This is a genomic window from Hymenobacter negativus, from assembly GCF_016056375.1.
Classification (GTDB): domain Bacteria; phylum Bacteroidota; class Bacteroidia; order Cytophagales; family Hymenobacteraceae; genus Hymenobacter; species Hymenobacter negativus_A.
In genome coordinates, this window is the sequence record NZ_JAEDAE010000003.1 from 388,486 (window position 1) to 401,409 (window position 12,924).

Genomic DNA, 12,924 nt, shown 5'->3' on the forward strand with positions numbered 1-12,924 from the left:
GTGGTTCTTGCCTGAACAACACTGCGGAACACTGCGTTTTAACACCGCGAAACACTGCGCGAAAATCCATCAGAACGAATGCTCAACCAAGATTTCCTCACCCCGGCCCAAATCGTGGCCGAACTCGACAAATACATCATCGGCCAGCACGAGGCCAAGCGTCACGTGGCCATTGCCCTGCGCAACCGCTGGCGCCGCCTCCACGCCCCGGCCGAGATGCAGGCCGAAATAGTACCCAATAACATCCTCATGATTGGGGCCACCGGCGTGGGCAAAACCGAAATTGCCCGCCGCCTGGCCCACCTTGCCGACGCCCCTTTTGTGAAAGTGGAAGCGAGCAAGTTCACCGAAGTGGGCTACGTGGGCCGCGACGTGGAAAGCATGGTGCGCGACCTGGCCGAGCAGTCCTTCAACCGCGTGAAGGCCCGCCGCCAGGAAGCCGTGAAATCTCAGGCCGCTGATGCCGTGGAAGAGCTTATTCTCGATGCGCTGATTCCGGCCATCTCGCAGCCTGCGGGTACCAAAACCGGCCTCGGTTTCGGCAGCGGGGGAGGAGACGAAGCGCCCCATTCCGATGCCGAGCTCAACGAGCGCACCCGCGAGCGGTTCCGGCAGAAAGTCAAAAACGGCGAGCTTGAAGACCGCAAAATCGAAATCCAGGTGGCGCAGGCTGGCCCCAGCATAGGCGTGATGGGGGCACCTCCCGGCATGGACGAAGGCACGCTCTCGGGCCTGCAGGACATGCTGGGCAACATGATGCCCAAAAAGACCCGCAAGCGCAAAGTCACCGTGGCCGAAGCCCGTAAGCTCCTCCTCGACGAGGAAGCTGCCAAGCTCATCGACCTGGACGAAGTGAAGGACGAAGCCGTGCGCCAGTGCGAAAATGCCGGTATCATCTTTATCGATGAGATTGACAAGGTGGCCAGCAGCGGCGGCAAAAGCGGTGGCGGTGGCCCTGACGTGAGCCGCCAGGGCGTGCAGCGCGACCTGCTGCCTATTGTGGAAGGCTCGGCCGTGAATACCAAGTACGGCATCGTCAACACCGACCACATCCTGTTTATCGCTGCCGGCGCCTTTCACGTCTCCAAGCCCTCGGACCTCATTCCCGAGCTACAGGGCCGTTTCCCCATCCGCGTCGAGCTGCAAAGCCTCACCAAGCAAGACTTCGTCCGCATTCTCAAAGACCCCAAAAATGCGCTCACCAAGCAGTACGAGGCCCTGCTGAAAGCCGAAGAAGTGGAGCTGACCTTTGAAGATGCTGCCCTAGAGCGGGTGGCCGAAATTGCCTTCGAGGTGAACGCCGAGGTGGAGAATATTGGGGCGCGCCGCCTGCACACCGTCATGAGCCGTTTGCTCAACGACATCCTCTACGACGTGCCCGATAAGATTGGGGCCAACGCCCGCATCCTCATCACCGCCGGTTTGGTGGATGAGCGGCTGAGCAACATGGTGAAAAACCGCGACCTGAGCCAGTACATTCTTTAGCCTCACTCGCGTAGATAAATAAAAAATCCCGGCCAATTGGCCGGGATTTTTTGTGTGTAGCAAGCACGCGCAGCGGTTAGTAACCAGGATTCTGCTGAGCAGCCAGCGTGGGGTTGCTGCCAACTTCCAGGGCCGGGATAGGCCACAGAAACTGCGTAGCCGTGGCCGGCGTAGCCGAAACCAGCTGGCCGGTGAGCAAACCGGTGTTGCCGCAGGCATAGCGTGCCAGCGAAACTTGGCTGCTGCCCAGGTTGCCATAGAACTTGGCCGGGATGCCACCCCCTGGAATGGGAGCAAAAGCAGGCTCCGACGAAAGGCGTGAAATGTCGCCCCAACGTTTGCCTTCGCCCACAAACTCAATGCGGCGCTCGTTCAGAATGGCCTGAACCAAGGCATTGCCAGTAAGCGAGCCGGCGGCAAACTGGTCAGCAGGGGTGGTTACCGAGCGGTTGCGCACGGCATTTAGCATGCTGAGAGCCAGGGGGCTGTTGCCGGTACGGGCCAGGGCTTCGGCCTGGTTCAGTATCACCTCGGCGTACCGAATGATGGGGGCAAAATCAGAGTTGTTAGCCGGGTCGGTGTACTTTCTGATAACGTAGCACGACGGAGCGGCTGGGTTGGCCACCATCATCGCGGTGCGGCGCAGGTCGGCGCAGGTGAAGAAGGGCGCATTGTAGAGAATGGGGCTGACCCCGAGCAAAGAGCGACCGTTGATGGTGGTGGTGGCAAATACGCTCGACAGGCCGCCGTTTACACCCGTGTTGTCAGCAGTGCTGTTTTCAATTGAAAAGACACTCTCAGCCGTGGCAACTGGTCCGCCGGGGAAAGCCGCGCGCTGCGTGGGCATCAGCTGGTACTGTGCCGTTGAGCCTCCGAAGGGAGCCGGGCTGGTGAAAGTAGTTGTGCCCGTGATGAGCTTGTTACCTTCTTTAATCAGTTCGGTCCAGTTGGCCTGATGCAGCCGGATGATTTGCTTCATCGCAATGGCCGCACCTTTGGTAGCCCGCGTTACCGACGGAGCCGGTGGAGCGGGCGTAATGGCCAGGGTACGGGTTACCGGCAGGTTGGCTTCGGCGTAGTCGAGGTCGGCCAGGATTTTGGTGTAAACATCGGCTACAGTGCCGCGGCCTTGCGTTTTGGCAAGCTCCAGTCCGGCAATGGTGTTCACCGGCGTGTCGCGGTAGGGCACGCCAGGGCTGGTGCCGCCATTCTCGGCAAAGGGGCGCGAATAGTTCAGCACCAGTTCGTGGTGGGCCAGCGCCCGCAGAAAACGCAGCTCGCCTTCATAAACGGCGGCATCGGCAGCGGTGATAATCCCGGCCGCAGCCGCTTTCCGAACGCCTTCGATGGTGGCGTTGGCCTGGTTTGCCAGGGCGTAGCAGTTCGACCACATGTTGACAATGTTCGGGCTAGCCGTCGTCACGGTGTTCGAAAACACGATGCCGAAGAAGCCGAGCATATCGGTCACGTCTTCGCCCCGGGCATCGCCCAGGTCAATGGACGCAGCGCCAAAAGGATAGCCGCGAACCCCCAGAGCCGTGCCGTTCAGAGGGTCGTAAAAACCCGATTGAGCCGAGTTGTAAACACCGGCTACGGCCAGCGCAATGCGCGCCGGGTCGTTGTAAACGGCTGTCTCCGAAAGTACATCTTTCGGTTGCAGGTCCGTCACCTGGCAAGCTCCCAGGCCCAGCGTAGCGGTAAATGCTACTGCCAGAACCCGTTGGCGGCTGCCGGCAATTATGCTGAATATGTTCTTCATGAAAATAGCAAGATTTAAAATTAGAAGGCTACGTTGACGCCGCCGGTGAACACCCGCTGCTGCGGGTTGCTGTTGTAGTCAACTCCCGTCGTGTTGTTCGAGGTGGGGGAGTTGTTTACTTCGGGGTCAACACCCTTGTATTTGGTTACGGTGAACACGTTCTGGGCCTGTACGAATACCCGTACCCGGCTCAGCGTAGTGGGGCCGAGGATGCGTGCGGGCAGGTTGTAGCCGAGGGTAATGTTCTGCATCCGCAGGAAATTGCCGCTTTCTACAAACCGCGACGAGCCGCTGCCGTCCTGGTTCACAAAGCCGCTGTTGCCCGATGCGATGCGGGGCACATCGGTCTGGTCGCCGGGGTTCTGCCAGCGGGTCAGGATTTCGGTGCTGTTGTTGAGGAAGTCCGTACGCAGCATTTGCTGGCGCGTGATGTTCATCAGCTTGTTGCCGAGGCTATAGCGGAAAAACACATCCAGGTCGAAGCCTTTGTAGGTGAAGTTGTTGCCAAGGCCACCGAAGATGCTCGGGTTGGTCTGGCCCAATACGATTTTATCGGCAGCCGTCAGCGAGCTCAGGTTAGCGCCCGTGCCGCTGTTGACGAAGGCCGCGCCGGGGTTGGCCGGGTCGTAGATGTAGTAGCGGCTGGCCGTGGTGCCGGAGGGCGCGGTGCTGCCCTGTACCAGCACGCCATCAAGACGACGGTAAATAGGGCTGCCGTTGGCCTGGTTTACCCCGCGGTAGTCGTAGCCGTAAAGCGAACCCACCGACTCGCCTACGCGGGTGATGTTGTAGGTGAAGAGCAGGTCTTCGTTGTTGCTAAGCGCGGTAACGCGGTTCTTGTTCGTCGAAAAGTTGAAGCTGGAAGTCCAGGTGAAGTTCTCGTTGCGAACGTTTTGCGTGCCAATCGTCAACTCGAAGCCCTGATTGTACATGGCGCCCACGTTGGCGTTGTACGACGAGTTGTTGGGGATGCCCACCGACAGAGGCGTGCGCACAGCCAGAATCAAGCCATCCACGTCGTTGCGGTAGTAGTCGGCCGACACATTGAGGCGGCCTTTGAAAAAGCCGAGGTCAATACCGTAATCCTGCTTTTTCGAGGTTTCCCACTTCAGCTGGTCGTTGCCGAACTGACCATAGCTGATGCCCGGCTGCGAAGCGTATTGGGCTGGCTGATAGTAGCCCACGTAAGGGAAGTAGCCAATGTTGGTGTTGCCAACCGAAGCATACGAACCACGGATTTTGAATTCATTCCAGACATTAACCAGCGACGAATTCTTGAAGAAGCCTTCTTCCGATATGCGCCAGCCCAGCGACCCACCGGGGTAGGCATGGCGGCGGGTGGCTACCGGCAGCGACGAAAGTTCATCCGAACGCAGCGTGAAGCTAACCAGGTAACGGTCTTTGAACGAGTAGTTCAAGCGTCCGAAGTACGATTGCAGGCCGTTTTCCAGGAAGTCACCGTAAACCGTGGGGGTTGAAATTGTGGAGCTGATGATGCCATTCTGGCCCAGGGTGCGGTCAGAAAGGCCGGTGCCTTGCGCCTGATAGTAGGAGGTCGTGGTTTTCTGGTATTCGGCACCCACTACCACGTTGATTTTGTGGTTTTCGCCGATGACGTTGTTGTAGGTGGCCGTGTTGATGAAGTTCCAGCGAATGCTGGGGCTGAACGACTGGAATACGGAGCCGTTCGGGCCCTTGCCGTCGCCCTGGCGGGGGTCAAGGTACTGGAAGTCGTCCTGCAGCTGGGTATCAGTGCCCAGTTGCGAGCGCAGGCGCAGGTGCTTCACCGGCTCTACTTCGAGGTAGCCGCTGCCCAGAATGCGGTAGCTCAGGGAGCGGTAAATGTTGTTCTCGAGCGGGAAAATGATGTTGGGGTACGCGAAGGAAATGCCTGCTTTGTTGCTGCCCTGGCCCAGGGCCCCGGCGGCATTGGAGTACGGCGTGCCATCGGGGTTGCGGGCAGGCACGTTGGGCAGCAGCACCAGCGCGTTGGCCACGTTGCCCGACAAGGTATTTACCGCCGTGTTCAGGCCCAGGGTTTGCGTGCGGCTCAGGCCAAGCGTCATGCCCACCTTCAGCCAGCTTTTTACTTCCGAATCAAGGTTGGAGCGGAAGCTGAAACGCTGCAGCGAGTTGGCTTTAATAACGCCGGTCTGGTCGGTGAAGCCGCCCGAGAAGTAGTAGTTGGTTTTGTCGGTTGCCCCCGACACCGATACCACATGGTTCTGCTGGAAGCCCGTGCGGAAGATTTCATCCTGCCAGTTGGTGCTTACCGGGTTGCCGTTGCTGTCGTTGTAAGGAGCCGCGATGGTGCCCGGGCCGCCTGCGTTGCGCTCCTTTTCGTTGCTGATAGCAATAAAGTCAGCTGCGCCCAGCACTTCATAGCGCTTCAGGGTTTTGGCTACGCCGAGGTAGGTGTCGTACGTAACGTTGGCTTTGCCTTTGCGCCCACGCTTGGTGGTAATAAGGATAACGCCGTTGGCCGCCCGCGAGCCGTAAATAGCGGTTGCAGAACCGTCCTTCAGTACTTCGTACGACTCAATGTCGTTGGGGTTGATGTCCGCCAGTGCGTTCGAACCATTGGCGAATGCACTGGTATTGCCCGTGAAAATAGGCTGCCCGTCTACTACCACCAGCGGGTAAGTGCCCGAAGAGATGGAATTAGTGCCCCGAATCTGAATGCGGGGTTGCTGCCCGAGCAGACCAGTTGGCGTCTGCACGTTCACGCCAGCGGCCCGGCCAGCCAATTGCTGGGCGAAGCTAGGCGTGGCCAAATCCGCAATGGCTTCGCCCTGCACCGTCGCGATGGAGCCGGTCAGGTCGCGGCGCTCCTGGGTACCGTAGCCGGTCACCACAATTTCGTTGAGCTGCTTGGTATCCGTTGCCAGCGCCAGTGATATCTGGGAGTTGTTGCCAATGGCGCGCTCCTGTCCCACCATGCCCACAGAGCTGAATACCAGAGTGCCACCATTTTCTGGTACTGTCAGGCTATATGCCCCGTCGGCATTGGTGGAAACGCCGTTGGTGGTGCCTTTCAGAAGCACCGTAACACCCGGCAGGCCGTTACCTGATACTTGGTCTGTTACCTTCCCCGAAACGGTGCGCGTTTGCGCCATCGCTCCGTGAAGAAGGGTAAACATGAGCATCAGACTCATGAGTAAGATTTTTTTCATGGGCTAAGGGTTAAAATTGAAAAAGGGTAAAAATTGGGGAACTGTTGAGATTATCAAAAATAAGCCATTGTTATCATATCGTTAGCATATGACCAACAATGACTGCCAAAAATTGCTGCATTCGTAAGCATTTTGCTAAAGGTCGTTAAATATGTTAAACTACTGATTAACAATTATTTATATGTATGCTATCTGTAACAGGTTGTGTGATGAAAATAGGTTAACAAACTGTATTGCAACGTTATTCAAGCATTTACACAGCAGCTTTTAATGAAAAAAGAGTGCCCGGAATCGACTGATTCCGGGCACTCTTTTTTCATTAAAATTTCATTAAAAGTTGTGAAGGGCACTATCTAATGCCTTTTACAACCGCAATGACCGTTGGCGGTGCTCAGCCAATTCACGGGCCAGCCACCATGTGGCGGCTGGCCCGTGATTTTTACTTGAAGATGGCAATTGCAGCCAACGGAGCGTTAATCAGCGAGCTGGCAAGTAGGGTGTTGTCGGCCGAGACCGGGGTGAGGACGATGCGTCGCCCGTCTTTAAGCACGTATTCAAACGTGAATACAATGGCGTCGTTCCGGATAATACGGTTGTTAAGCGTGGGAACCGCAGGATTTGCTAGCACCGCGAGAGTGCCGGGCACAGCACTAGGATACAGGTCCTTAAGAGCTTCCTGGCTGGTGAGGGTAACAGTAGCTGGAAAGCTGGTGATATCCCCAACTTTCACCCGCGGGCCGAATGCTCCGCCGCGCCGGAAGCTCTTATATACCTCAACGGTTTGCAGCTCGGCGTACCCTTGCGAAGGGTTCACGACAAACTGAAACTCGGGCCGGGTGTAATAGGCTGGCCGTGAAGAAAGGCTATCCATCCGAATTTGTTCGGACAGCTGGCTTCTTCTGTAAGGGAAGAAGGATTTGTCGGCGTTTACTTCCGGGATAATCAGCGGAACACTTTCGTTTTTAGGCTCGGGAAGCTTGCTGCTTTCGCGGCAAGACGACAGCCCAGCAACTGCCGAGAGCAACAGCAGGCAACTGGCAAAATAGTTTTTCATGAATCAACAAAGATGAAGTCAGACGTTAAAGAGGAGAGAACACCTTCCTACTTGTCCCAGAAAATGGGCGCGGTCACGTCGCGCTGGGAGCGGGGTGAGTTGGGGTTCAGCGTCAGGTCGTTGGTGGGGTAGTACAGGCGCAAGGGGAACGGTCCATTGGCCCGGGTAGCGCCGTCGTCAACCAGCAGGCCACTGTTGGGCGCGCTCAGCGATACTGCTTCCTGCGATACTCGGATGGTGGGATGGCCCGTGCGGCGGAAGTCGGTGTAAACATCTACGCCGTAGCCAAAACTTGCCACGTACTTCTCGTACATGATAACCTCGAGCTTGTCTTCGGCCGTGGCCGCGTTATCAAACCGCGCCAAAGCACTGTTTTTGTAGGTCGTGATGCTGGCGGCCGGAATAACAGGGCTGCCATCAGCCGTAGCAATGACGTTCACTTTGTTGAATGAGGCCTGCAGGGCATCGCTGAACGCGAGACGCGCAGCGGCCACATCGTTATATACGGTCAGGCGCAGCTCGGCTTCGGTGTATTTGAGGCTGTAGTACGTGAGCAGGCGCTGGGGCGCTTCCGCCTTGCCCGAAGTAGTGCCGGTTTTGCCACCCTTGCCATCGTCGTAGCGACCACCTACGGGGTACAGGCCCTGTACGGTCTGAACACTGGCCGTGCTGGCTACGCTGGCGTACTGGCTCGACGTACCGGGGCGCACCGTTACGAAACGCGGGTCCAGGGGGCTGATGTAGTCCTGGTTAGTCGTCGAGGCACCAACGGCCAGCTGGTTGTAAAAATAATACGGTTTGCGCGGGTCATTCAGCGTCAGCATACCTTCGTAGAAATACCGACCGATGCGGTTTTCTGGGTTGGCATTGTAGTCGGTCACGTAGCCCGGGTTGCGGTTATCGGGGTTGGCCGTATTGAGGTAGCCAAGCTGAAAGTCACCAACTTCCTCGGCCATGAGCGGACCGGCGGTTCCATTCAGCAGGGGCTCAACCTGATTCCGTACGGTAGCTGCGGAGGTGGTTTTACGCAGCTGGTTGTACAGCTTCAGCTTGAGGGTGCGGCCAAAGCGCGCCCACTTGTCCAGGTCGCCTTTATAAATCAGGTCAACGTCGCCCAAAGTAGGTTTGGTTGGTACCGAACCGGTCTTGGCCAGGTTGGCCAGTCCTTCGTCAATCAGCGAAAACAGGCCCTGAATACTGGCGGTGCCGTTGTAAATATCCTCGTCCTTATCGAAGCGCGGGGCCGGGTTTACTTCGCCCTTCAAGGCTTCAGAATAAGGAATGTCGCCCCACACGTCAACCATCTGGCTGAAAACGTAGGCTTTCTGGAGCTGGGCAATGCCCACATAGTTCCAGCGCTGCTCGGTAGTACCCTGCGTGATGATGCGCTCATTGTTGATAAGTACGCCACGGTAGAGCGTTGCCCATTCGCCGCTGAAAGAATCACCGGTTTGCTGGAAGTTGCCGATGCTGCGGGTATTGTAGAGCTGCTGCATCAGGGCCATGGTGTACTGGCTCAGGCCGCCGATGTTGTCACCCAAGGCTTCCGCCATGTTTACCTGCGTCACAGGCAACAGGGAGTACAGGCCCACTGACGTTGGCGTCAGAGGGTTTACGTTGACATTATAAAAGTCTTTGCAGCCAGGGGCTACGGCCAACGTACCAGCCGAAGCCAGTACCAGGCAAAATTTCAAAAATTTCATAGGACAAAAAGCCGAATTCAAATGTTTTAGAAGTTCGCCCGCACGTTCACGCCGAAGCGCTTGGTGGTTGGTGCGTTGGTGAACTCATAGCCCTGCTGGTTGCTGGCACCATACGTGCTGGTTTCGGGGTCAAAATTGCTGTTCTTGGGCAGGTTAGGCGAGTACCACCAAATGTTGCGGGCCGAAACAGAAATGTTGAAGAGGCTGAAGGGCGTCTTGCCGAGGAAGCCTTTGGGCAGGTCGTAGCCCAGCGAAACTTCCCGCAGGCGCACCGTGGTGGCGTCGTACACGGACTGCTCGTTGTAGCCGTTCGAAGCCGCGCCGCCGCCTACACCGCCGCTGGAGAAGTACAGGTCGTTGACCGTGATGGCCGTGGTGTTGCGAATAACCGTGCCGTTTGCGTCAACAGCGGCTTTCTTGGTAACCGGGTCCCAACGAACCCCGTTGAGCACCACCAGCCGGTTGCGGTCTTCGGTGTCTTTCGTTACCCCGCGGCCCAGTTCCTCTTGCAGCGTGGTCGAATACAGCGAGCCGCCCTTGCGGTAGTCCACCACTACGTTCATCGTAATGCCCTTGTAGGTAAACTGGTTGATGAAGCCCATCAGGAAGTCGGGGTTGGGGTTGCCGATAACCTTGAGTTTCGGCGACAGTACCAAGCGGCCGTCCAGGGGATTGATGTACAACTCCCCGTTGGCATCGCGCAGGGGGGCGGTGCCCAGCAGCACGCCGTAGGGCTGGCCAGGGATGTGCACCGAGCGTACCTGACCGGCAAATGTATTGCCCAGGATAAGCGTGTCGCCGTTGGCGTTTGTGCTGGCAATAATGTTGCGGTTGCGGCTGAAGTTGAACGTGCTGCTCCAGCGGAAACCAGCGGCTTCAACCGGCACCGCCGTAAAGGCCACTTCGAAGCCCTTGTTGGTGATTTCGCCGAAGTTCGTCTGGGCCGCACCGTAGCCGGTGGCCGAAGGGTAGGATATTACGCCAATCAGGTTGGTCGAGCGTTTGTCGTAGTAAGTACCGTTGAACGAGATGCGGTTGCGGAACAGCGCGAGTTCGGTACCCAACTCCAGTTCAGACGTGAATTCCGGGGTCAGTTTGGCGTTGTTTACCACCCCGCTGATGCCAATGCCCGGCACGCCCTTGAAGGGCAGCGAACTGCTGGGGTTGGTGACGTAACCCGTGGGGCCCGAGGCGTAGGCCGGCGCATCGCGGCCCACCTTGCCATAGGCAGCGCGCACTTTGAACAGGTCCAGCCAGCGGTAGTCCATGTTAAACGCTTCGTTCAGAACCAGCGAACCGGCGGCACTCGGATAGAAGAACGAGCGGCCCGTGTTGCCGACAATACCGTCACGGTTAAGCGTCGACGAGAAGTCGTTGCGGCCCGTTACGGTCACGAAGGCAAAGTTTTTGTAGCCAACCGTGGCGTTGCCCAGTAGGCCCATCAAGTGCCGCTCGGCGTAGGCATACCCATAGGTGCTTTTCTCCGTGGTGTTCTCGATGTTGTCGATGCCAAACGTGATAATGCCGGTGCCGAGGTAAGACTTGCCTTCGTATTTGCGAGCGTTGATGTTTTGGCCAACGCTGGCGGTTAGGCTGATGTCTTCGGTGATGTTCTTGTTGAAGTTCAACAGAGCGGTTTGCTCGAATTCGGTGTTCTGAAGGTTGTCTTCAATAATCTGGCTGACGCCACGGTTGGCCAAGGAGCCGGGCCGAATGGTGCTGGACCGAATATCGGTGTACGTGTTAACACCGCCGGTGTAAGTCAGCGTCAACCAGTCCTTGATAGCATAGGACAAGCCTAAGCTGCCCACCACGCGGTCTACGCGCGATTTGTAAATGGCATTCTCCACCGACCACAGCGGGTTATCGGCTTGGGTGGTCAGCCAGGCAAATACGGGGCCTTTGGTCACGGGGTCCTGGTAGGGGAGGCCCTGCAGGTTGAGGCTGCGGGTCAGAAACAGGGTGCGGGAAAAAGCCGAAGCGCTGCCGGAAGCCGAGTTGTTGGCGCCCACAATAGGACCCTGCTGGTTGGTGTTGGTGTAAGCAACGTTGCCGCTTACAGTCAGTTTATTGAACCGGCCCGAGCCGCCTGCGCTGATGTTGTTGCGCACAAACGACGAATTGGGAATGGTACCCTGCTGGTCGGCCCGCGAAACAATAGTCGTAAAGGTCGAATTATCCGAAGTAGAGCTCAGCGATACAGAGTTTTCGAACAGGTGACCGGTGTTGAAAAAGTCTTTGACGTTGTTGGGGTAGGCTTGGTACGGAATGCGCGTGCCCGCCGGAATGTTCGGAAAGTCCGGGTTACCGGCCTGCGGGTGGGCAATTGTAGCCGGCGCGCCCTGAATGGTATTTCCAAACTCAGGACCCCAGGAGCCGTTGGCATCGGAGTTCACGAAGTTGGAGCCAGCGCCATACTTATTCTGATAGTTCGGCAACGCCGCCACCTTTTCTATGGCGTAGCCGGTGGTGTAGCCAATCTGAATGCCTTTGGCACCACGTCCGCCACCGCCGGTTTTGGTCGTGATTACGATAACGCCGCCTGCGGCACGCGAACCGTATAGCGCCGCCGCCGCCGCACCCTTCAGCACGTTGATGGTAGCAATGTTGTTTGGGTCCACGTCAGAAGTCCGGCTCGAGTACGAAGCCCCGTTTACCAGTGGGCTATCCGATTCCGTCTGGGTGTTGTCATAAGGCACACCATCTACTACAAAGAGGGGCTGGTTGTCCCCAAAAAACGACGTGTTGCCCCGAATAGTGATGCGGGAAGAAGCACCCGGTACGCCACTCGAGCTCAAAATATTCACCCCGGGAACCTTGCCCGTGAGGGTGCGCAGCAGGTCGGGCTCAGATTTTTGCACAATCTGCTCAGCCTTCACTTCCGAAACAGCAAAGCCGAGCGCCCGCTTTTCACGCGAAATGCCAAGAGCGGTTACGGTTACTTCATCCAGTTGCTTATTGTCTACTGCCATGGAGACATTCACGGGGCCGCTTGCGCCAATAGCCTGGTCAGTAGTAATGTAGCCCAGGTACTTAAACTGCAGGGTAGCAGCCGAAGCCGGCACATTCATTTCAAAGCGACCATCCGCGTCGGTGGCAGTGCCCGTGGTAGTGCCTTTCACGATAACGCTAACCCCGGGCAAGCCTTCGTTATTGCTTTTGTCAAGCACACGGCCTGATATCTGCCGCGTTTGAGCCCAGCTCCGCCCGGCAAGGGTCAGTAGCAAGAGCAGGCTTAATAGTAAGATTCTCTTCATTGAGTTGTAAAAGTGGGTGTGTGAAAAAAAGAGGAAAACAGTATGGGTGTGGCAGTTTAAAAGATGAAAGTACGGCATTTACCGAAAATGTCCCCACAGTAGAGTTGCGATATTTGCCTTGGATAGCCCTATAGAGACTGAGGTGCTACTTTTAGTGATAGTCATTCTGGGATATACCAGCGCACTTCTTCCCCAAATAGATGGCTGCTATTGTTGTAATAATGCTGTTTTATTGTATTTTTAATATATGGGAATTGGATTACACACTTGATTTTCGACAAATTTCATTGCCAATCAGTGCTTTGACCAGCTTTCTAATATTATAGATGAATTATTATTATAATATTTATGATTTTGTTAATAAATTAACGATGGCATTAATAAATAACCCGCCGGATAGTTGGGGGGTCTATCATTTAATTCTTCCCAAAGCCCCTGACTTTGCTCATTAATTTCGTCTGCGGCGCTTGGACAATCTTTGTCGCTATGATGT

The 12,924-nt window shown here is 56.5% G+C and carries 6 protein-coding genes; 1 reads left to right on the top strand and 5 read right to left on the bottom strand.

The genetic code is table 11. From position 1 onward, the window contains the following. The first annotated feature begins 78 nt into the window (after nucleotides 1-78). Nucleotides 79-1,485: an ATP-dependent protease ATPase subunit HslU gene (gene hslU, locus I7X13_RS09650; protein WP_198075318.1), complete on the top strand. Its 1,407-nt coding sequence runs from the start codon at nucleotides 79-81 to the stop codon at nucleotides 1,483-1,485. Between the two features lie 76 nt (nucleotides 1,486-1,561). On the opposite strand, the gene I7X13_RS09655 is transcribed toward hslU, so the two are convergent. The 5 genes from I7X13_RS09655 to I7X13_RS09675 form a co-directional block, all read right to left on the bottom strand. Further along, nucleotides 1,562-3,244 carry a RagB/SusD family nutrient uptake outer membrane protein gene (locus I7X13_RS09655; protein ID WP_198075319.1) on the bottom strand — a complete coding sequence of 561 codons (1,683 nt, stop codon included), beginning with the start codon at nucleotides 3,242-3,244 and terminating at the stop codon, nucleotides 1,562-1,564. A gap of 20 nt (nucleotides 3,245-3,264) precedes the next feature. Further along, the gene (locus tag I7X13_RS09660; RefSeq protein ID WP_233454731.1) at nucleotides 3,265-6,417 is read right to left on the bottom strand and encodes a SusC/RagA family TonB-linked outer membrane protein; all 3,153 of its coding nucleotides are present in this window, start codon (nucleotides 6,415-6,417) and stop codon (nucleotides 3,265-3,267) included. A gap of 439 nt (nucleotides 6,418-6,856) precedes the next feature. Next, nucleotides 6,857-7,471, bottom strand: coding sequence for a hypothetical protein (locus I7X13_RS09665; RefSeq protein ID WP_198067834.1), 615 nt, complete (start codon nucleotides 7,469-7,471; stop codon nucleotides 6,857-6,859). A gap of 47 nt (nucleotides 7,472-7,518) precedes the next feature. Beyond that, nucleotides 7,519-9,174 (bottom strand): SusD/RagB family nutrient-binding outer membrane lipoprotein, encoded by a 1,656-nt coding sequence (locus I7X13_RS09670; RefSeq protein ID WP_198067835.1) that lies wholly within the window; start codon nucleotides 9,172-9,174, stop codon nucleotides 7,519-7,521. Between the two features lie 26 nt (nucleotides 9,175-9,200). After that, a complete protein-coding gene (locus tag I7X13_RS09675) occupies nucleotides 9,201-12,509 on the bottom strand; it encodes a SusC/RagA family TonB-linked outer membrane protein (RefSeq protein WP_317191557.1) in 3,309 nt (1,102 codons plus the stop codon). Between the last annotated feature and the right edge of the window lie 415 nt (nucleotides 12,510-12,924).